The sequence below is a fragment of the Pseudomonas sp. 30_B genome, assembly GCF_017491605.1.
Classification (GTDB): Bacteria; Pseudomonadota; Gammaproteobacteria; order Pseudomonadales; family Pseudomonadaceae; genus Pseudomonas.
Genome location: NZ_JAFGYY010000005.1, coordinates 272042 through 288309, shown reverse-complemented (window position 1 = coordinate 288309; position 16268 = coordinate 272042). Strand labels below are relative to the sequence as shown.

Genomic DNA, 16268 nt, shown 5'->3' with positions numbered 1-16268 from the left:
CGACAACGTGAAAATGGTTGTCACCCTGATCGCTCCGATCGCCATGGAAGATGGCCTGCGCTTCGCGATCCGCGAAGGCGGCCGTACCGTTGGTGCCGGCGTGGTTGCCAAGATCATCGAGTAATCGCTGATCCGCTCCAGAAAAAGGGACCCCTCGGGGTCCCTTTTTCGTTGAGTTGGTTAAATATTGACACCCCCAAGGTGCATCCGTACAATTGCGCCTCCTTTTAACGGGCGGAGTCCGCCCGTTGGGAATGGCAACTTGGAGTCTGAGGTCAAATGCAAAATCAACAAATCCGTATTCGGTTGAAGGCTTTTGACCATCGCCTGATCGACCAATCTACCCAGGAAATCGTGGAAACCGCGAAACGTACTGGCGCTCAGGTGCGTGGTCCGATTCCTCTGCCGACCCGCAAGGAACGTTACACCGTGCTGATTTCCCCGCACGTCAACAAGGACGCTCGTGACCAGTACGAAATTCGTACCCACAAGCGTGTTCTCGACATCGTTCAGCCGACCGACAAAACCGTCGACGCGCTGATGAAGCTCGACCTTGCTGCTGGCGTCGAAGTACAGATCAGCCTCGGCTAATGCCTTCGGCATTGGTCGTGTAACGCTCTGAAATGGGCGGCCATAGCGGGTGAAAGCCCCGTACACTAAAGAGGTTCTAAAGATGACAATTGGTGTTGTCGGTCGTAAGTGCGGCATGACCCGCATCTTCACCGAAGATGGTGTCTCCATTCCGGTCACGGTCATTGAGGTCGAGCCGAATCGCGTCACCCAGTTCAAAAACGAAGAGAGCGATGGCTATCGCGCTGTGCAGGTAACTGCTGGCGAGCGTCGTGCTTCTCGCGTGACCAAGGCGCAAGCCGGTCACTTTGCCAAGGCGAATGTCGCCGCCGGTCGCGGCGTGTGGGAATTCCGTCTGGGCGAAGAGGAGTTCAAGGCAGGCGATTCCATTTCTGTCGATCTGTTCCAGGCAGGCCAGCTGGTAGACGTTACCGGTGAGTCCAAGGGTAAAGGCTTCGCCGGTACCATCAAGCGCTGGAACTTCCGTGGTCAAGATAACACCCACGGTAACTCCGTTTCCCACCGCGTCCCGGGTTCCATCGGCCAGTGCCAGACTCCTGGTCGAGTGTTCAAGGGCAAGAAAATGTCGGGCCACATGGGTGCTGAGCGCGTAACCGTTCAATCCCTTGAGGTCGTGCGTGTCGATGCAGAGCGCAATCTGCTGCTGGTCAAAGGTGCCGTTCCCGGCGCTACCGGTGGTGATGTGCTGGTGCGTCCGGCAGCCAAGGCTCGCGGTTAAGAGAGGAAGCTGAGATGCAACTGAATGTAAATGGCGCTCAGGCGATCGAAGTTTCCGAGCGTACTTTTGGTAGCGAATTCAATGAGACCCTGGTTCACCAGGCAGTCGTAGCCTACATGGCTGGCGGCCGTCAGGGCACCAAGGCTCAGAAAACTCGTTCCGAAGTCTCCGGTGGTGGCAAGAAGCCGTGGCGTCAGAAGGGCACTGGTCGTGCTCGTGCTGGCACCATTCGTAGCCCCATCTGGCGTGGCGGCGGCGCGACCTTCGCAGCCAAGCCCCAGGATCACTCCCAGAAGCTCAACAAGAAGATGTATCGCGCTGCTCTGCGCTCCATCCTCTCTGAGCTGGTTCGTCTGGATCGTCTGGTTGTCGTTGCCGACTTCGCTGTCGACGCACCGAAGACCAAGGGTCTGGTCAGCAAGCTGGAAGGCCTGGGCCTGAAAGATGTACTGATCGTCACCGAAGGCGTCGATGAGAACCTGTACCTGGCAGCTCGCAACCTGGCCCACGTCGACGTACGTGACGTTCAGGCTTCCGATCCGGTCAGCCTCATCGCCTACGACAAGGTGCTGGTCACCGTGTCTGCCGTGAAGAAGTTCGAGGAGCTGCTGGCATGAACCAGGAACGCGTATTCAAAGTGCTGCTGGGCCCGCATATCTCCGAGAAGGCCACTGGCCTGGCGGACGGCAACAGCCAATTCGTTTTCAAGGTTGCCACTGATGCAACCAAGCTGGAAATCAAGAAGGCCGTAGAAAGCCTGTTCGGCGTGAAAGTACGTCGCGTCACCACCCTGAACGTTCAGGGCAAGACCAAGCGTACCGTTCGCGGCCTGGGCAAGCGTAACGACTGGAAAAAAGCGTACATCGCTCTCCAGCCGGGCCAGGATCTCGATTTCGCAGCTGGCGCTGAGTAAAGGGGTGCATCATGGCAATCGTTAAATGCAAACCGACTTCCGCTGGTCGTCGTTTCGTCGTCAAGGTAGTGAACCAGGACCTGCACAAAGGTGCTCCGTTCGCTCCCCTGCTCGAGAAGAAGTCCAAGTCGGGCGGCCGTAACAACAACGGTCGTATCACCACCCGTCATATCGGTGGTGGCCACAAGCAGCACTATCGTCTGGTCGACTTCCGTCGCAACAAGGATGGCATCCCTGCCATCGTTGAGCGCGTCGAATACGATCCGAACCGTACTGCTCACATCGCTCTGCTGAAATACGCGGACGGCGAGCGTCGCTACATCATCGCCCCGAAAGGCGTGGTGGCTGGCGATCAACTGATCTCCGGTATCGGCGCTCCGATCAAGGCCGGCAACAACATGCCGCTGCGCAACATCCCGGTGGGTAGCACCATCCACGGTATCGAACTGAAGCCTGGCAAAGGTGCTCAGATCGCTCGCTCCGCTGGCGCTTCGGCTCAGCTGGTTGCCCGTGAAGGCGCTTACGTAACCGTGCGTCTGCGTTCCGGCGAAATGCGCAAAGTCCTGGCTGACTGCCGTGCGACCCTGGGCGAAGTCTCGAACTCCGAGCACAGCCTGCGTTCGCTGGGTAAAGCCGGTGCCAAGCGCTGGCGTGGCGTTCGCCCGACCGTTCGTGGTGTTGCCATGAACCCGGTCGACCACCCGCATGGTGGTGGTGAAGGTCGTACCTCTGCTGGTCGTCATCCGGTATCGCCGTGGGGTCTTCAGACCAAGGGTAAGAAGACTCGCGCGAACAAGCGTACCGACAACATGATCGTCCGTCGCCGCAAGTAAATAGAGGGATACGACAGTGCCACGTTCTCTGAAAAAAGGTCCTTTTATCGATCTTCACCTGCTGAAGAAGATCGAAGTGGCGGTGGAAAAGAACGACCGCAAGCCGATCAAGACCTGGTCGCGCCGTTCGATGATCCTGCCGCACATGGTTGGTCTGACCATCGCTGTCCACAACGGCCGTCAACACGTGCCCGTTCTGGTCAACGAAGACATGGTCGGTCACAAACTCGGCGAGTTCGCTGCTACCCGCACTTATCGTGGGCACGCTGCGGACAAGAAAGCCAAGCGTTAAGGGGTAAGGAAGATGGAAGTAGCCGCTAAGCTCTCGGGCGCTCGTATCTCCGCCCAGAAAGCCCGCTTGGTCGCCGACCAGATCCGCGGGAAGAAGGTGGGCGATGCGCTCAACCTCCTGGCTTTCAGCAACAAGAAAGCCGCCGAGATCATGAAGAAAGTGCTGGAGTCGGCCGTTGCCAACGCCGAGCACAACGAAGGTGCCGATGTAGACGATCTCAAAGTCTCCACCGTCTTCGTCAACGAAGGTCGTTCGCTCAAGCGCATCATGCCGCGTGCCAAAGGCCGTGCTGATCGCATCGTCAAGCGGTCTTGCCATATCACTGTCAAGGTTGCGGACAAGTAACGGAGTCGATCAGATGGGTCAGAAAGTACATCCCAATGGCATCCGCCTGGGTATCGTCAAGGAGCACACCTCCGTTTGGTACGCAGATAAGCGCACTTACGCCGATTATCTGTTCGCCGACCTGAAGGTCCGTGAGTACCTCCAAGACAAACTAAAAAGCGCGTCCGTAAGCCGTATCGACATCCATCGTCCGGCTCAGACTGCACGTATCACCATCCACACCGCTCGTCCCGGCATCGTGATCGGCAAGAAAGGTGAAGATGTTGAGAAGCTGCGTCAGGACCTGACCAAGCAAATGGGTGTGCCGGTGCACATCAACATCGAAGAGATCCGCAAGCCGGAACTCGACGGTATGCTGGTTGCGCAAAGCGTAGCTCAGCAGCTGGAGCGTCGCGTTATGTTCCGTCGCGCCATGAAGCGCGCTGTACAGAACGCCATGCGCATTGGTGCCAAAGGCATCAAGATCCAGGTAAGCGGTCGTCTGGGCGGCGCTGAAATCGCTCGTACCGAGTGGTATCGCGAAGGTCGTGTGCCCCTGCACACCCTGCGTGCCGACATCGACTATGCAACCTACGAAGCGCACACCACCTACGGTGTGATCGGTGTGAAGGTTTGGATCTTCAAAGGCGAGGTCATCGGTGGCCGCCAGGAAGAGCTGAAGCCTGTAGCGCCCGCTCCTCGTAAAAAAGCTGCTAAGTAAGGAGTACGCAAATGCTGCAACCTAAGCGTACGAAGTTCCGCAAGCAAATGACCGGTCACAACCGTGGCCTGGCTCATCGCGGTTCCAAAGTCAGCTTCGGCGAGTTCGCCCTCAAGGCAACCAGCCGTGGCCGTCTCACCGCGCGTCAGATCGAGTCCGCACGTCGTGCGCTGACCCGTCACGTAAAACGTGGCGGCAAGATCTGGATTCGCGTATTCCCCGACAAGCCTGTTACCAAGAAGCCCCTGGAAGTACGTATGGGTAAAGGTAAGGGCGGCGTCGAGTACTGGGTAGCCCAGATTCAACCGGGCAAGGTCCTGTACGAGATCGAGGGTGTATCCGAAGAGCTGGCGCGTGAGGCATTCGCCCTGGCTGCTGCAAAGCTGCCGCTCGCCACCTCCTTTGTTAAGCGGACGGTGATGTGATGAAAGCGAATGAACTTCGTGAAAAATCCGTTGAGCAGCTGAACGAGCAACTGCTCGGCCTGCTGCGCGACCAGTTCAATCTGCGCATGCAGAAAGCAACTGGCCAGTTGGGGCAGTCTCACCTGCTCTCGCAAGTGAAGCGCGACATCGCTCGCGTTAAAACTGTGCTCAACCAGCAAGCAGGTAAGTAATCATGGCTGAAGCTCAGAACACCGTCCGTACGCTGACCGGCCGCGTCGTCAGCGACAAGATGGACAAGACCGTCACCGTACTGATCGAGCGCCGCGTCAAGCACCCGATCTACGGCAAATACGTGAAGCGTTCGACCAAACTGCACGCCCACGACGAAACCAATCAGTGCCGCGTTGGTGACCTGGTCACCATCCGCGAAACCCGTCCGCTGGCCAAAACCAAGGCCTGGACCCTGGTTGATATCGTCGAGCGCGCGGTTGAAGTCTAAGGGTCGGAGATAGAAGATGATTCAGACTCAATCCATGCTCGATGTCGCTGACAACAGCGGCGCGCGTCGCGTAATGTGCATCAAGGTACTCGGCGGTTCCCACCGCCGTTACGCCGGCATTGGCGACATCATCAAGGTCACCGTCAAGGAAGCAATTCCGCGTGGCAAGGTGAAGAAGGGCCAGGTAATGACTGCCGTGGTCGTTCGCACCAAGCACGGCGTACGTCGTACCGACGGTTCCATCATTCGCTTCGACGGCAACGCCGCCGTCCTGCTGAACAACAAGCAGGAGCCGATCGGCACCCGTATCTTCGGGCCGGTGACTCGTGAACTTCGTACCGAGAAGTTCATGAAGATCGTCTCCCTTGCCCCTGAAGTGCTGTAAGGAGTAGCCGTCATGCAAAAAATTCGTCGTGACGACGAAGTCATCGTCATTGCCGGCAAGGACAAGGGCAAGCGTGGCAAAGTGGTCAAGGTTCTGGCTGACGACCGTCTGGTCGTTGGCGGTGTGAACCTGGTCAAGCGCCACACCAAGCCCAACCCCATGCTCAACCAGCAAGGCGGGATCGTCGAGAAGGAGGCGCCTCTGCACGTCTCCAACGTCGCCATCTTCAACGCTGAAACCAACAAGGCTGACCGCGTTGGTTTCAAAGTCGAAGACGGTAAGAAGATTCGTGTCTTCAAGTCGACCCAGAAACCGGTTCAGGCTTGAGGGAGCTAGGTAGATCACCATGGCACGATTGAAAGAAATTTATCGGAAGGAAATCGCTCCCAAGCTGAAGCAAGAGCTTCAGCTGGCGAACGTGATGGAAGTTCCGCGCGTTACCAAAATCACCCTGAACATGGGTCTTGGCGAAGCTGTCGGTGACAAGAAAGTCATCGAGAGCGCCGTTGCCGATCTGGAAAAGATCGCGGGTCAAAAGCCGGTCGTGACTTACGCTCGTAAGTCGATCGCTGGCTTCAAGATCCGTGAAGGCTGGCCGATTGGCGTGAAAGTCACCCTGCGTGGCGATCGCATGTACGAGTTCCTGGACCGTCTGCTGTCGATCTCCCTGCCTCGCGTACGTGACTTCCGCGGTCTGAATGCCAAGTCCTTCGACGGTCGCGGCAACTACAGCATGGGTGTCAAAGAGCAGATCATCTTCCCGGAAATCGATTACGATAAGATCGATGCCCTCCGCGGTATGGATATCACTCTGACCACCACCGCTCGTTCGGATGATGAAGGTCGTGCCCTGCTGCGCGCCTTCAACTTCCCGTTCCGCAACTGATTGGAGTAGGACCATGGCTAAAGAGAGCATGAAGAACCGTGAGCTGAAGCGTCAGCAAACGGTAGCCAAGTACGCTAAAAAGCGTGCCGAGCTGAAAGCGATCATCGCTAATCCGAACTCCTCCGCGGAAGAGCGTTGGAATGCCCAGGTCGCCCTGCAGAAGCAGCCCCGTGACGCGAGCGCCAGCCGCCTGCGTAACCGCTGCCGTCTGACCGGTCGTCCGCACGGCTTCTACCGCAAGTTCGGTCTGAGCCGTAACAAGCTGCGCGAAGCTGCAATGCGCGGCGACGTACCGGGTCTGGTGAAAGCCAGCTGGTAAGTCGTTAGCGGAGCCGGCAACGGCTCCGTTGATCGCTTAACGAATCAAGCCCCCTCGTGGGGCTTGATTCGTTTTTGAGCGATCTCTAGAATACCCGGCTCCCCTGAGCCCGGGTTTTAGTTCGCCTGGCGTTTTGAGGGCGAGTTATGAAGTTGAAGGCTTATCTTTTGTATCAGGAGCATTAAGCCCATGAGTATGCAGGACCCGTTAGCAGACATGCTAACTCGCATCCGTAATGCCCAGATGGCTGAGAAGACCGTCGTGAGCATGCCGTCTTCCAAGCTGAAAGCGGCAGTCGCCAAAGTCCTCAAGGACGAAGGTTACATTGCGGATTTCCAAGTCACCGCCGAGGCCAAGCCTCTGCTGTCGATCGAGCTGAAGTACTTCGAAGGCAAGCCTGTCATCGAGGAAGTGAAGCGAATCAGCCGTCCTGGCCTGCGCCAGTACAAATCCGTAGACCAGCTGCCGAAAGTTCGCGGCGGCCTGGGTGTTTCGATCGTTTCCACCAACAAAGGTGTGATGACTGATCGTGCTGCCCGTGCCGCTGGCGTCGGTGGCGAAGTGCTCTGCACTGTGTTCTAAGGGGAATCAGCATGTCTCGCGTTGCTAAGAACCCCGTCGTTCTGCCCGCTGGCGTTGAAATCAAGCTGGCTGGTCAGGAACTTTCGATCAAGGGTGCCAAAGGCGCTCTCGAGCTGAAAGTACATCCGTCCGTCGAAGTCATTCAGGACAACGGTGAGCTGCGTTTCGCTGCGCGTAACGGCGACCAGCAGACCCGTGCCATGGCCGGTACCACCCGCGCTCTGGTCAACAACATGGTAATCGGCGTCAGCCAGGGCTTCGAGCGCAAGCTCCAGCTGGTCGGCGTTGGTTACAAGGCGCAGGCCAAAGGCCAAGTGCTGTCCCTGGCTCTCGGCTTCTCCCACCCGGTTGATTACGAACTGCCTGCCGGCATCGTAGCGGAAACCCCCAGCCAGACCGACATCCTGATCAAGGGTATCGACAAGCAGCTGGTCGGCCAGGTCGCCGCGGAAATCCGCGACTTCCGTCCGCCGGAGCCGTACAAAGGCAAGGGCGTGCGTTACGCCGACGAAGTCGTCCTTCGTAAAGAAGCCAAGAAGAAGTAGGGCATAGCAAATGAGCGTCAAGAAAGAAACCCGTCTGCGCCGCGCTCGCAAGGCTCGCCTGAAGATGCGCGAACTGGAAGCCGTACGCCTCTGCGTGTACCGCTCCGCCCAGCACATCTACGCCCAGGTCATTGCGGCCGATGGCGGCAAGGTCCTGGCCAGCGCCTCGACCCTGGACAAGGAACTGCGCGAAGGTGCCACCGGCAACATCGACGCAGCCAAGAAAGTTGGTCAACTGGTCGCCGAACGCGCCAAGGCTGCCGGCGTCACTCAGGTGGCGTTCGACCGTTCTGGCTTCAAGTACCACGGCCGTATCAAGGCCCTGGCTGATGCCGCTCGCGAAGGCGGTCTGGAGTTCTAAGTTATGGCAAACAACGATCAAAAGCGCGACGAAGGCTACATCGAGAAGCTGGTTCAAGTGAACCGCGTCGCCAAAACCGTTAAAGGTGGCCGTATCTTCGCCTTCACCGCGCTGACCGTGGTTGGCGATGGCAAAGGCCGCGTGGGCTTCGGTCGTGGCAAGGCGCGTGAAGTGCCGGCTGCCATCCAGAAGGCCATGGAAGCTGCTCGCCGCAACATGATCCAGGTTGATCTGAACGGCACCACCCTGCAGTACCCGACCAAGTCCGCCCATGGCGCCTCCAAGGTGTACATGCAGCCGGCTTCCGAAGGTACCGGTATCATCGCCGGCGGCGCCATGCGTGCTGTCCTGGAAGTGGCCGGTGTGCAGAACGTTCTGGCGAAGTGCTACGGCTCCACCAATCCGGTGAACGTGGTCTACGCAACCTTCAAGGGCCTGAAGAACATGCAGTCCCCTGAGTCGGTAGCGGCCAAGCGTGGCAAGAGCGTCGAGGAGATTCTCTAACCATGGCAACTGTCAAAGTTACCCTGATCAAGAGCGTGAACGGCCGTCTGGCCAATCACAAGGCTTGCGTCAAAGGCCTGGGCCTGCGTCGCATTGGTCACACCGTAGAAGTTCAGGACACTCCTGAAAACCGCGGCATGATCAACAAGGCCTACTACCTGCTGCGTGTGGAGGGTTAATCCATGCAACTGAACGATCTGCGTTCCGCGCCGGGTGCCCGTCGCGAAAAGCACCGTCCGGGCCGTGGCATCGGTAGCGGTCTGGGCAAGACCGGTGGCCGTGGTCACAAAGGTCAGACCTCCCGCTCCGGTGGCTCCATCGCTCCGGGCTTCGAGGGTGGTCAGCAGCCGCTGCACCGTCGTCTGCCGAAGTTCGGCTTCAACTCGCTGAAGGCCCTGGATCGCGCAGAAGTGCGTACCTCCGAGCTGGCCAAGGTCGAGGGTGATGTCGTAACCGTGCAGGCCCTGAAGGATGCCAACGTGATTAACCAGAACGTACAGCGTGTGAAAGTCATGCTGTCCGGCGAAGTTACTCGCGCAGTCACCCTGAAAGGCATTGGCGCCACCAAGGGCGCTCGTGCGGCTATCGAAGCAGCTGGCGGCAAAATCGAGGACTAAATGGCTAAGCAAGGTGCTCTCTCTGCGCTGAGCAACGGTGGTGGTTTGTCCGAGCTCTGGGCACGTCTGCGTTTCCTGTTCCTGGCGATCATCGTCTATCGGATCGGTGCGCATATCCCAGTCCCGGGCATCAACCCTGATCGCTTGGCGGCACTGTTCCGGCAGAACGAGGGGACCATTCTTAGCCTCTTCAACATGTTTTCCGGCGGCGCGCTGGAGCGCATGAGTATCTTTGCACTGGGGATCATGCCGTACATCTCGGCATCGATCATCATGCAGCTCATGACCGCTATCAGCCCGCAGCTGGAACAGTTGAAGAAAGAGGGTGAGTCTGGGCGTCGCAAGATCAGCCAGTACACCCGCTACGCAACTCTCGCTCTGGCACTCGTCCAGGCCATCGGCATGTCCGTTGGTCTGGGCAGCCAGGGTGTGGCTTTCTCCAACGACTTCGGCTTCTACTTCGTGTCGGTCACCACCTTCGTGGCGGGTGCGCTGTTCATGATGTGGCTGGGTGAGCAGATCACCGAGCGGGGTGTCGGCAACGGCATCTCCATGTTGATCTTCTCCGGTATCGTCGCAGGTCTGCCCCGAGCAATCGGCCAGTCCTTCGAGTCCGCGCGTCAAGGTGACATCAACATCTTCGCCCTGATCGCCATCGGCCTACTGGCCGTGGCCATCATCGCGTTCGTTGTGTTCATCGAGCGTGGTCAGCGTCGTATCGCCGTGCATTACGCCAAGCGCCAACAAGGCCGCAAGGTGTTTGCCGCCCAGACCAGCCACTTGCCGCTGAAAGTGAACATGGCGGGTGTAATCCCTGCGATCTTCGCCAGCAGCATCCTGCTGTTCCCGGCATCCCTGGGTGCCTGGTTCGGTCAGTCGGAGGGCCTGGGTTGGCTGCAGGACGTCGCGCAAGCGATCGCTCCGGGGCAGCCGCTGAACATTCTGCTGTTTAGTGCAGGGATCGTCTTCTTCTGCTTCTTCTATACAGCGCTGATGTTCAACCCGAAGGACGTGGCGGAAAACCTCAAGAAGTCCGGTGCATTTATTCCGGGTATTCGTCCGGGCGAACAGTCCGCTCGCTACATCGATGGCGTGCTGACCCGTTTGACCATGTTCGGTGCCCTGTACATGACGGCTGTGTGCCTGCTGCCCCAGTTCCTGGTCGTAGCTGCCCACGTACCGTTCTACCTTGGCGGGACCTCGTTGCTGATCGTGGTCGTGGTTGTGATGGACTTTATGGCCCAAGTACAATCGCACCTCGTTTCTCACCAGTACGAATCCCTCATGAAGAAAGCCAACCTGAAGGGCTATGGCAGCGGCCTGCTGCGCTGACCCGTAAGGTTCGAGGAGTCACTGATGAAAGTTCGTGCATCGGTTAAGAAGCTTTGCCGCAACTGCAAGATCGTCCGTCGCGAAGGCGTCGTTCGTGTGATCTGCAGCGCGGAGCCGCGTCACAAGCAGCGCCAAGGCTGAGTGTGAACCACGCGTTATAACCCGGCAGCTAGTGTGCTGCCGGGTTGATTATTTGTTTTTACAGCGCTAATATCCGCGCCCTTTCTTGGCTTCCTGGGCGCCGGGTAGCTGTCAATTGGAGTTTTTCTGAATGGCCCGTATTGCAGGCGTAAACATTCCGGATAACAAGCACACTGTTATCTCGCTGACCTACATCTATGGTGTTGGTCGCACTACCGCACAGAGCATCTGTGCAGCCACCGGCATCAGCCCGGCTGCAAAGATCAAAGACCTGAGCGAAGAGCAGATTGATTCGCTGCGTACCGAGGTGGCCAAGCTGACCACCGAAGGTGACCTGCGTCGCGAAATCAACATGAACATCAAGCGTCTGATGGACCTCGGTTGCTACCGCGGTCTGCGTCATCGTCGCGGTCTGCCGGTTCGCGGTCAGCGTACCAAGACCAACGCGCGTACCCGTAAGGGCCCGCGTAAGCCGATCCGCAAGTAATCGCTTAGGAATTTAGTCATGGCAAAACCTGCTGCTCGTCCTCGTAAGAAAGTCAAAAAGACGGTGGTTGACGGGATCGCGCATATCCACGCGTCCTTCAACAACACCATCGTTACCATCACCGACCGTCAGGGCAACGCTCTGTCCTGGGCCACTTCCGGTGGTTCGGGCTTCCGCGGCTCGCGTAAGAGCACCCCGTTCGCTGCCCAGGTAGCGGCCGAGCGTGCCGGCCAGGCTGCTCTGGAATACGGTCTGAAGAACCTCGACGTCAACGTCAAGGGCCCGGGCCCGGGCCGCGAGTCGGCTGTACGTGCGCTGAATGCCTGCGGTTACAAGATCGCCAGCATCACCGACGTAACCCCGATCCCGCACAACGGCTGCCGTCCGCCGAAAAAGCGTCGCGTGTAATAGGAGACAGTGAGAAATGGCTCGTTACATTGGTCCCAAGTGCAAACTGTCCCGCCGCGAAGGCACTGATCTGTTCCTGAAGAGCGGCGTCCGCGCCCTCGACTCGAAGTGCAAAGCAGAAAACGTTCCTGGCCAGCACGGCCAGCGTCGTGGTCGCCTGTCCGACTACGGTCTGCAGCTGCGCGAGAAGCAGAAAGTCCGCCGCATCTACGGCGTTCTGGAACGTCAATTCCGTGGCTACTATCAGGAAGCGTCCCGCCGCAAGGGCTCCACTGGTGAGAACCTGCTGCAGCTGCTCGAGTGCCGTCTGGACAACGTCGTCTACCGTATGGGCTTCGGTTCCACTCGTTCCGAATCCCGTCAGCTGGTGTCCCACAAGACCATCAGCGTGAACGGTCAGACCGTGAACATCCCGTCCTACCAGGTCAAAGCAGGCGACGTCGTTGCTGTTCGCGAGAAATCGAAGAACCAGTTGCGCATTGCCCAAGCTCTGGACCTGTGCGCCCAGCGCGGTCGCGTTGAGTGGGTCGAAGTGGATAGCGACAAGAAGTCCGGCACTTTCAAAAGTGTTCCGGCTCGTGCCGATCTGTCCGCCGACATCAACGAAAACCTGATTGTCGAGCTCTACTCCAAGTAAGGGCTAGAAAATAGGTGCATCCATGCAGAGTTCGGTAAATGAGTTCCTGACCCCCCGTCACATCGATGTGCAGGTGGTCAGCCAAACCCGCGCCAAGATCACCCTCGAGCCCCTCGAGCGTGGTTTCGGCCATACCCTGGGCAACGCGCTGCGTCGCATCCTGTTGTCCTCCATGCCTGGCTGTGCAGTAGTCGAGGCCGAGATCGACGGCGTACTCCACGAGTACTCCGCCATCGAAGGTGTGCAGGAAGATGTCATCGAGATCCTGCTCAACCTGAAAGGCCTGGCCATCAAGCTGCACGGCCGTGACGAAGTGACGCTGACCCTGGCGAAAAAGGGCTCGGGTGTGGTGACCGCTGCCGATATTCAGCTGGATCATGATGTCGAGATCGTCAACGGTGACCATGTTATCGCCCACCTGGCCGATAACGGTGCGCTGAACATGAAGCTGAAAGTCGCTCGTGGCCGTGGCTACGAGCCGGCTGATGCCCGTTCGAGCGATGAAGACGAAAGCCGTAGCATCGGCCGTCTTCAGCTCGACGCCTCGTTCAGCCCCGTACGTCGTGTTGCCTACGTGGTCGAGAACGCCCGTGTCGAACAGCGTACCAACCTGGACAAGCTGGTCCTCGATCTGGAAACCAACGGCACCCTGGACCCTGAAGAGGCTATCCGTCGCGCCGCTACCATCCTGCAACAGCAGCTGGCAGCGTTCGTGGACCTCAAAGGCGACAGCGAGCCCGTCGTTGAAGAGCAGGAAGACGAGATCGATCCGATCCTGCTGCGTCCGGTCGATGACCTTGAGCTGACCGTCCGTTCGGCCAACTGCCTGAAGGCAGAGAACATCTACTACATCGGTGACCTGATTCAGCGCACCGAAGTAGAGCTGCTCAAAACGCCGAACCTGGGCAAGAAGTCCCTGACCGAAATCAAGGACGTTCTGGCCTCTCGCGGTCTGTCCCTCGGTATGCGCCTCGACAACTGGCCGCCGGCAAGTCTCAAGAAAGACGACAAGGCTACTGCCTGATCGTCGTAGCTACCGAACGTAAAGTTTGGAAAGGAATTGAACCATGCGCCATCGTAAAAGTGGTCGTCACCTGAGCCGCACCAGCGCGCACCGCAAGGCTATGTTCCAGAACATGGCTGTGTCGCTCTTCGAACACGAACTGATCAAAACCACCCTGCCCAAGGCCAAGGAACTGCGTCGCGTTGCCGAGCCGCTGATCACCCTGGCTAAAGTGGATAGCGTTGCCAACCGTCGTCTCGCTTTCGACCGTACCCGTTCGAAAGAAGCCGTAGGCAAGCTGTTCAACGAACTGGGCAAGCGCTACGCCAACCGTCCGGGCGGCTACCTGCGCATCCTGAAGTGCGGCTTCCGCGCCGGCGACAATGCCCCCATGGCATACGTCGAACTGATTGACCGCGCTGTTGGCGGCCAAGCAGTAGAAGCTGCAGAGTAAGGTTTACGCCTTATAAGAAACCGGGCCCTGTGCCCGGTTTTTTATCGTCTGGAGGAAAGTTTTTCTCTATCGATCGTCTCAAATCAATAAATTGGATGCTAGGTCGCTCCTCGCCGATCCTGATCACGCCGACTTCCACGGCGCCTGAGCTGGATCAACTGCCAGCGGTCGTGGGGGCGCTTAATTGCCCGATGGGATGTCGGACCGCGCTCACCTTTCCGTGAGCAGTGGATACCGCACCCGCCGTTGAGGAGAGTAACGATGAGCGACAAGACCCGCCTGACGACCGCCGCTGGAGCGCCGGTCGCCGATAACCAGAATGTCCAGACCGCCGGCCCGCGGGGTCCGATGCTGCTGCAGGACGTCTGGTTCCTGGAGAAACTGGCGCACTTCGACCGTGAAGTGATTCCAGAGCGGCGTATGCACGCCAAGGGCTCCGCCGCCTACGGCACCTTCACCGTCACCCACGACATTACCCGCTTCAGCCGTGCCAAGCTGTTCTCCGAGGTTGGCAAGCAGACCCCGTTGTTCCTGCGTTTCTCCACGGTTGCCGGTGAGCGCGGTGCGGCCGACGCCGAACGCGATATCCGAGGCTTCGCCCTGAAGTTCTACACCGAGGAAGGCAACTGGGACCTGGTGGGCAACAACACCCCGGTCTTCTATTTCCGCGACCCGTTGAAATTCCCCGACCTGAACCACGTGGTGAAACGTGATCCGCGCACCAATCTGCGCAACGCGACCCTGAAGTGGGACTTCTTTTCTCACCTGCCCGAAGCGCTGCACCAACTGACCATCGACTTCAGCGACCGGGGCCTGCCGCGCAGCTATCGTCACGTGCATGGCTTCGGCAGCCACACCTTCAGCTTCATCAATGCCAGCAACGAGCGCTTCTGGGTCAAGTTCCACTTCAAGACCCAGCAGGGCATCGAGAACCTGAGCAACGAGGAAGCCGCCAAGCTGGTAGGCGCCGACCGCGAGAGCTCGCAGCGTGATCTGTTTGACGCCATCGAGCGCGGTGACTTCCCGCGCTGGACGATGTACGTGCAGGTGATGCCGGAGAAGGAGGCGGCGACCTACCGCTACAACCCGTTCGACCTGACCAAGGTCTGGCCGCACGGCGACTACCCGCTGATCGAGGTCGGCTACTTCGAGCTGAACCGCAACCCGGCGAACTACTTCGCCGAGGTCGAGCAGTCCGCCTTCAGTCCGGCGAACATCGTTCCCGGCATCGGCTTCTCGCCGGACAGGATGCTCCAGGGCCGCCTGTTCTCCTACGGTGATGCACACCGCTACCGCCTGGGTGTGAACCACCACCAGATCCCGGTGAACGCGGCGCGCAACAACCCGCGCATCTACCACCGCGACGGCGCCATGCGGGTGGACGGCAACAACGGCGACATGACCGTCTCCTACGAGCCGAACAGCTTCAACCAGTGGCAGGAGCAGCCGGACTACTCCGAGCCGCCGCTGACCCTGGAAGGCACCGCCGACCATTGGAACCACCGGGTGGACGACGACTACTACAGCCAGCCGGCCGCGCTGTTCCGCCTGTTCGACGAAGCCCAGCGGCAGCGCCTGTACGCGAACATCGCCGGCGATATGGCGGGCGTGCCGGAAGCCATCCAGCGTCGCCAGCTCGCGCTGTTCTTCAAGATCGATCCGGCCTACGGCGAAGGAGTCGCCAAGGCGCTGGACTTGAAGCTGAACTAAGCTCAGGCGTCAGGATAAGCCGCCCTCTTCGGAGGGCGGCTTCGTTTCAGGCCAAGGCCGGGCTTGACCCCGGTCATGCCCGGCTGGACCATAGCGCCGTTTAATTGGCTGTCACGTTCCAGGGAGAAGGCTGATGCAAGGCCACGCCGAGGTTATCGATTATCTCAACACGCTGCTGACCGGTGAGCTGGCCGCTCGCGACCAGTATTTCATCCACTCGCGCATGTACGAGGACTGGGGCTTCACCAAGCTCTACGAGCGCCTCAACCACGAGATGGAAGAAGAAACCCAGCACGCCGACGCCTTGCTGCGCCGCATCCTGCTGCTCGAAGGCACACCGCGTATGCGCCCGGACGATATCCATCCGGGCAAGACCGTGCCGGAGATGCTCGAGGCCGACCTGAAGCTGGAGCGCCATGTGCGTGCAGCGCTGGCCAAGGGCATTGCGCTGTGTGAGCAGCACCAGGACTTCGTCACCCGCGACATCCTGCGCGTGCAGCTGACAGACACCGAGGAAGACCATGCCTACTGGCTGGAGCAGCAGCTCGGGCTGATCCAGAAGGTGGGCCTGGAGAATTATCTTCAGTCGCAGATCTGATCTGCACCTTGTAGGAGCGCGC

General features: G+C 59.0%; 30 protein-coding genes and 1 pseudogene. All 31 read left to right on the top strand.

What is annotated here, in order from left to right; translation table 11 throughout:
• Nucleotides 1-124: pseudogene (locus J5M67_RS07920) on the top strand (elongation factor Tu); the annotation flags it as partial.
• A 155-nt stretch (nucleotides 125-279) separates the two neighbouring features.
• Nucleotides 280-591, top strand: a complete 312-nt coding sequence (gene rpsJ, locus J5M67_RS07915) for a 30S ribosomal protein S10 (RefSeq protein ID WP_003243886.1) — start codon at nucleotides 280-282, stop codon at nucleotides 589-591.
• 82 nt (nucleotides 592-673) lie between these two features.
• Nucleotides 674-1309, top strand: coding sequence for a 50S ribosomal protein L3 (gene rplC, locus J5M67_RS07910; RefSeq protein ID WP_024767389.1), 636 nt, complete (start codon nucleotides 674-676; stop codon nucleotides 1307-1309).
• Between the two features lie 14 nt (nucleotides 1310-1323).
• Nucleotides 1324-1926, top strand: a complete 603-nt coding sequence (gene rplD / locus J5M67_RS07905; RefSeq protein WP_017521904.1) for a 50S ribosomal protein L4 — start codon at nucleotides 1324-1326, stop codon at nucleotides 1924-1926.
• Complete coding sequence (gene rplW / locus J5M67_RS07900; RefSeq protein ID WP_015475322.1) at nucleotides 1923-2222, top strand: 50S ribosomal protein L23; 300 nt, start codon at nucleotides 1923-1925, stop codon at nucleotides 2220-2222. The genes rplD and rplW overlap by 4 nt, the downstream gene beginning before the upstream one ends.
• Nucleotides 2223-2233: 11 nt before the next feature.
• A complete protein-coding gene (gene rplB / locus J5M67_RS07895) occupies nucleotides 2234-3055 on the top strand; it encodes a 50S ribosomal protein L2 (RefSeq protein WP_024767388.1) in 822 nt (273 codons plus the stop codon).
• Between the two features lie 16 nt (nucleotides 3056-3071).
• A complete protein-coding gene (gene rpsS / locus J5M67_RS07890) occupies nucleotides 3072-3347 on the top strand; it encodes a 30S ribosomal protein S19 (RefSeq protein WP_015475324.1) in 276 nt (91 codons plus the stop codon).
• Between the two features lie 12 nt (nucleotides 3348-3359).
• Nucleotides 3360-3692: a 50S ribosomal protein L22 gene (rplV, locus tag J5M67_RS07885; protein WP_015475325.1), complete on the top strand. Its 333-nt coding sequence runs from the start codon at nucleotides 3360-3362 to the stop codon at nucleotides 3690-3692.
• 13 nt (nucleotides 3693-3705) lie between these two features.
• Entirely contained in the window at nucleotides 3706-4392 is a 687-nt protein-coding gene (rpsC, locus tag J5M67_RS07880; RefSeq protein ID WP_015475326.1) for a 30S ribosomal protein S3, read from the top strand.
• Nucleotides 4393-4403: 11 nt separating this feature from the next.
• A complete protein-coding gene (gene rplP / locus J5M67_RS07875; RefSeq protein WP_009617163.1) occupies nucleotides 4404-4817 on the top strand; it encodes a 50S ribosomal protein L16 in 414 nt (137 codons plus the stop codon).
• The gene (rpmC, locus tag J5M67_RS07870; protein ID WP_003093720.1) at nucleotides 4817-5008 is read left to right on the top strand and encodes a 50S ribosomal protein L29; all 192 of its coding nucleotides are present in this window, start codon (nucleotides 4817-4819) and stop codon (nucleotides 5006-5008) included. The genes rplP and rpmC overlap by 1 nt, the downstream gene beginning before the upstream one ends.
• Before the next feature lie 2 nt (nucleotides 5009-5010).
• Entirely contained in the window at nucleotides 5011-5277 is a 267-nt protein-coding gene (gene rpsQ, locus J5M67_RS07865) for a 30S ribosomal protein S17 (RefSeq protein ID WP_152219907.1), read from the top strand.
• Nucleotides 5278-5293: 16 nt separating this feature from the next.
• A complete protein-coding gene (rplN, locus tag J5M67_RS07860) occupies nucleotides 5294-5662 on the top strand; it encodes a 50S ribosomal protein L14 (RefSeq protein WP_003093714.1) in 369 nt (122 codons plus the stop codon).
• A gap of 12 nt (nucleotides 5663-5674) precedes the next feature.
• Nucleotides 5675-5989, top strand: a complete 315-nt coding sequence (gene rplX / locus J5M67_RS07855) for a 50S ribosomal protein L24 (RefSeq protein WP_207884735.1) — start codon at nucleotides 5675-5677, stop codon at nucleotides 5987-5989.
• 19 nt (nucleotides 5990-6008) lie between these two features.
• Entirely contained in the window at nucleotides 6009-6548 is a 540-nt protein-coding gene (gene rplE, locus J5M67_RS07850) for a 50S ribosomal protein L5 (protein ID WP_043248941.1), read from the top strand.
• Between the two features lie 13 nt (nucleotides 6549-6561).
• The gene (gene rpsN / locus J5M67_RS07845; protein ID WP_152219911.1) at nucleotides 6562-6867 is read left to right on the top strand and encodes a 30S ribosomal protein S14; all 306 of its coding nucleotides are present in this window, start codon (nucleotides 6562-6564) and stop codon (nucleotides 6865-6867) included.
• A gap of 189 nt (nucleotides 6868-7056) precedes the next feature.
• Nucleotides 7057-7449, top strand: a complete 393-nt coding sequence (gene rpsH / locus J5M67_RS07840; RefSeq protein WP_015475331.1) for a 30S ribosomal protein S8 — start codon at nucleotides 7057-7059, stop codon at nucleotides 7447-7449.
• Between the two features lie 11 nt (nucleotides 7450-7460).
• Nucleotides 7461-7994, top strand: coding sequence for a 50S ribosomal protein L6 (gene rplF / locus J5M67_RS07835; protein ID WP_152219913.1), 534 nt, complete (start codon nucleotides 7461-7463; stop codon nucleotides 7992-7994).
• 10 nt (nucleotides 7995-8004) lie between these two features.
• Entirely contained in the window at nucleotides 8005-8355 is a 351-nt protein-coding gene (gene rplR / locus J5M67_RS07830) for a 50S ribosomal protein L18 (RefSeq protein ID WP_152219916.1), read from the top strand.
• Nucleotides 8356-8358: 3 nt separating this feature from the next.
• On the top strand, nucleotides 8359-8859 hold the full coding sequence (gene rpsE / locus J5M67_RS07825) for a 30S ribosomal protein S5 (RefSeq protein WP_009617173.1): 501 nt from the start codon (nucleotides 8359-8361) through the stop codon (nucleotides 8857-8859).
• A gap of 2 nt (nucleotides 8860-8861) precedes the next feature.
• Nucleotides 8862-9038, top strand: coding sequence for a 50S ribosomal protein L30 (gene rpmD, locus J5M67_RS07820; RefSeq protein ID WP_016490545.1), 177 nt, complete (start codon nucleotides 8862-8864; stop codon nucleotides 9036-9038).
• A gap of 3 nt (nucleotides 9039-9041) precedes the next feature.
• Complete coding sequence (gene rplO / locus J5M67_RS07815; RefSeq protein ID WP_152219918.1) at nucleotides 9042-9476, top strand: 50S ribosomal protein L15; 435 nt, start codon at nucleotides 9042-9044, stop codon at nucleotides 9474-9476.
• A complete protein-coding gene (secY, locus tag J5M67_RS07810; protein WP_207884734.1) occupies nucleotides 9477-10808 on the top strand; it encodes a preprotein translocase subunit SecY in 1332 nt (443 codons plus the stop codon).
• A 24-nt stretch (nucleotides 10809-10832) separates the two neighbouring features.
• Nucleotides 10833-10949 (top strand): 50S ribosomal protein L36, encoded by a 117-nt coding sequence (rpmJ, locus tag J5M67_RS07805; RefSeq protein ID WP_014854209.1) that lies wholly within the window; start codon nucleotides 10833-10835, stop codon nucleotides 10947-10949.
• 130 nt (nucleotides 10950-11079) lie between these two features.
• Nucleotides 11080-11436, top strand: coding sequence for a 30S ribosomal protein S13 (gene rpsM / locus J5M67_RS07800; protein ID WP_017521894.1), 357 nt, complete (start codon nucleotides 11080-11082; stop codon nucleotides 11434-11436).
• Nucleotides 11437-11454: 18 nt separating this feature from the next.
• On the top strand, nucleotides 11455-11844 hold the full coding sequence (gene rpsK / locus J5M67_RS07795; protein WP_003093689.1) for a 30S ribosomal protein S11: 390 nt from the start codon (nucleotides 11455-11457) through the stop codon (nucleotides 11842-11844).
• Between the two features lie 16 nt (nucleotides 11845-11860).
• Nucleotides 11861-12481, top strand: coding sequence for a 30S ribosomal protein S4 (gene rpsD / locus J5M67_RS07790; protein WP_207884733.1), 621 nt, complete (start codon nucleotides 11861-11863; stop codon nucleotides 12479-12481).
• Nucleotides 12482-12503: 22 nt separating this feature from the next.
• On the top strand, nucleotides 12504-13505 hold the full coding sequence (gene rpoA / locus J5M67_RS07785) for a DNA-directed RNA polymerase subunit alpha (RefSeq protein ID WP_009617182.1): 1002 nt from the start codon (nucleotides 12504-12506) through the stop codon (nucleotides 13503-13505).
• Nucleotides 13506-13548: 43 nt separating this feature from the next.
• On the top strand, nucleotides 13549-13938 hold the full coding sequence (gene rplQ, locus J5M67_RS07780; RefSeq protein WP_015475338.1) for a 50S ribosomal protein L17: 390 nt from the start codon (nucleotides 13549-13551) through the stop codon (nucleotides 13936-13938).
• Nucleotides 13939-14199: 261 nt separating this feature from the next.
• Nucleotides 14200-15648 carry a catalase KatA gene (katA, locus tag J5M67_RS07775; RefSeq protein WP_207884732.1) on the top strand — a complete coding sequence of 483 codons (1449 nt, stop codon included), beginning with the start codon at nucleotides 14200-14202 and terminating at the stop codon, nucleotides 15646-15648.
• Between the two features lie 133 nt (nucleotides 15649-15781).
• On the top strand, nucleotides 15782-16246 hold the full coding sequence (bfr, locus tag J5M67_RS07770; RefSeq protein WP_207884731.1) for a bacterioferritin: 465 nt from the start codon (nucleotides 15782-15784) through the stop codon (nucleotides 16244-16246).
• The last annotated feature ends 22 nt before the right edge of the window (nucleotides 16247-16268 follow it).

Coding starts and splice junctions, on each gene's coding strand:
- rpsJ (WP_003243886.1), top strand. CDS start 280: ATGCAAAATCAACAAATCCGTATTCGGTTGAAGGCTTTTGACCATCGC.
- rplQ (WP_015475338.1), top strand. CDS start 13,549: ATGCGCCATCGTAAAAGTGGTCGTCACCTGAGCCGCACCAGCGCGCAC.
- rpsM (WP_017521894.1), top strand. CDS start 11,080: ATGGCCCGTATTGCAGGCGTAAACATTCCGGATAACAAGCACACTGTT.
- secY (WP_207884734.1), top strand. CDS start 9,477: ATGGCTAAGCAAGGTGCTCTCTCTGCGCTGAGCAACGGTGGTGGTTTG.
- rplF (WP_152219913.1), top strand. CDS start 7,461: ATGTCTCGCGTTGCTAAGAACCCCGTCGTTCTGCCCGCTGGCGTTGAA.
- rplO (WP_152219918.1), top strand. CDS start 9,042: ATGCAACTGAACGATCTGCGTTCCGCGCCGGGTGCCCGTCGCGAAAAG.
- rpmD (WP_016490545.1), top strand. CDS start 8,862: ATGGCAACTGTCAAAGTTACCCTGATCAAGAGCGTGAACGGCCGTCTG.
- rpsQ (WP_152219907.1), top strand. CDS start 5,011: ATGGCTGAAGCTCAGAACACCGTCCGTACGCTGACCGGCCGCGTCGTC.
- rplX (WP_207884735.1), top strand. CDS start 5,675: ATGCAAAAAATTCGTCGTGACGACGAAGTCATCGTCATTGCCGGCAAG.
- rplR (WP_152219916.1), top strand. CDS start 8,005: ATGAGCGTCAAGAAAGAAACCCGTCTGCGCCGCGCTCGCAAGGCTCGC.
- rplE (WP_043248941.1), top strand. CDS start 6,009: ATGGCACGATTGAAAGAAATTTATCGGAAGGAAATCGCTCCCAAGCTG.
- rplN (WP_003093714.1), top strand. CDS start 5,294: ATGATTCAGACTCAATCCATGCTCGATGTCGCTGACAACAGCGGCGCG.
- rpsD (WP_207884733.1), top strand. CDS start 11,861: ATGGCTCGTTACATTGGTCCCAAGTGCAAACTGTCCCGCCGCGAAGGC.
- bfr (WP_207884731.1), top strand. CDS start 15,782: ATGCAAGGCCACGCCGAGGTTATCGATTATCTCAACACGCTGCTGACC.
- rpmJ (WP_014854209.1), top strand. CDS start 10,833: ATGAAAGTTCGTGCATCGGTTAAGAAGCTTTGCCGCAACTGCAAGATC.
- rpmC (WP_003093720.1), top strand. CDS start 4,817: ATGAAAGCGAATGAACTTCGTGAAAAATCCGTTGAGCAGCTGAACGAG.
- rpsH (WP_015475331.1), top strand. CDS start 7,057: ATGAGTATGCAGGACCCGTTAGCAGACATGCTAACTCGCATCCGTAAT.
- rpsC (WP_015475326.1), top strand. CDS start 3,706: ATGGGTCAGAAAGTACATCCCAATGGCATCCGCCTGGGTATCGTCAAG.
- katA (WP_207884732.1), top strand. CDS start 14,200: ATGAGCGACAAGACCCGCCTGACGACCGCCGCTGGAGCGCCGGTCGCC.
- rplB (WP_024767388.1), top strand. CDS start 2,234: ATGGCAATCGTTAAATGCAAACCGACTTCCGCTGGTCGTCGTTTCGTC.
- rplC (WP_024767389.1), top strand. CDS start 674: ATGACAATTGGTGTTGTCGGTCGTAAGTGCGGCATGACCCGCATCTTC.
- rplD (WP_017521904.1), top strand. CDS start 1,324: ATGCAACTGAATGTAAATGGCGCTCAGGCGATCGAAGTTTCCGAGCGT.
- rplW (WP_015475322.1), top strand. CDS start 1,923: ATGAACCAGGAACGCGTATTCAAAGTGCTGCTGGGCCCGCATATCTCC.
- rpsN (WP_152219911.1), top strand. CDS start 6,562: ATGGCTAAAGAGAGCATGAAGAACCGTGAGCTGAAGCGTCAGCAAACG.
- rplP (WP_009617163.1), top strand. CDS start 4,404: ATGCTGCAACCTAAGCGTACGAAGTTCCGCAAGCAAATGACCGGTCAC.
- rpsE (WP_009617173.1), top strand. CDS start 8,359: ATGGCAAACAACGATCAAAAGCGCGACGAAGGCTACATCGAGAAGCTG.
- rpoA (WP_009617182.1), top strand. CDS start 12,504: ATGCAGAGTTCGGTAAATGAGTTCCTGACCCCCCGTCACATCGATGTG.
- rpsK (WP_003093689.1), top strand. CDS start 11,455: ATGGCAAAACCTGCTGCTCGTCCTCGTAAGAAAGTCAAAAAGACGGTG.
- rplV (WP_015475325.1), top strand. CDS start 3,360: ATGGAAGTAGCCGCTAAGCTCTCGGGCGCTCGTATCTCCGCCCAGAAA.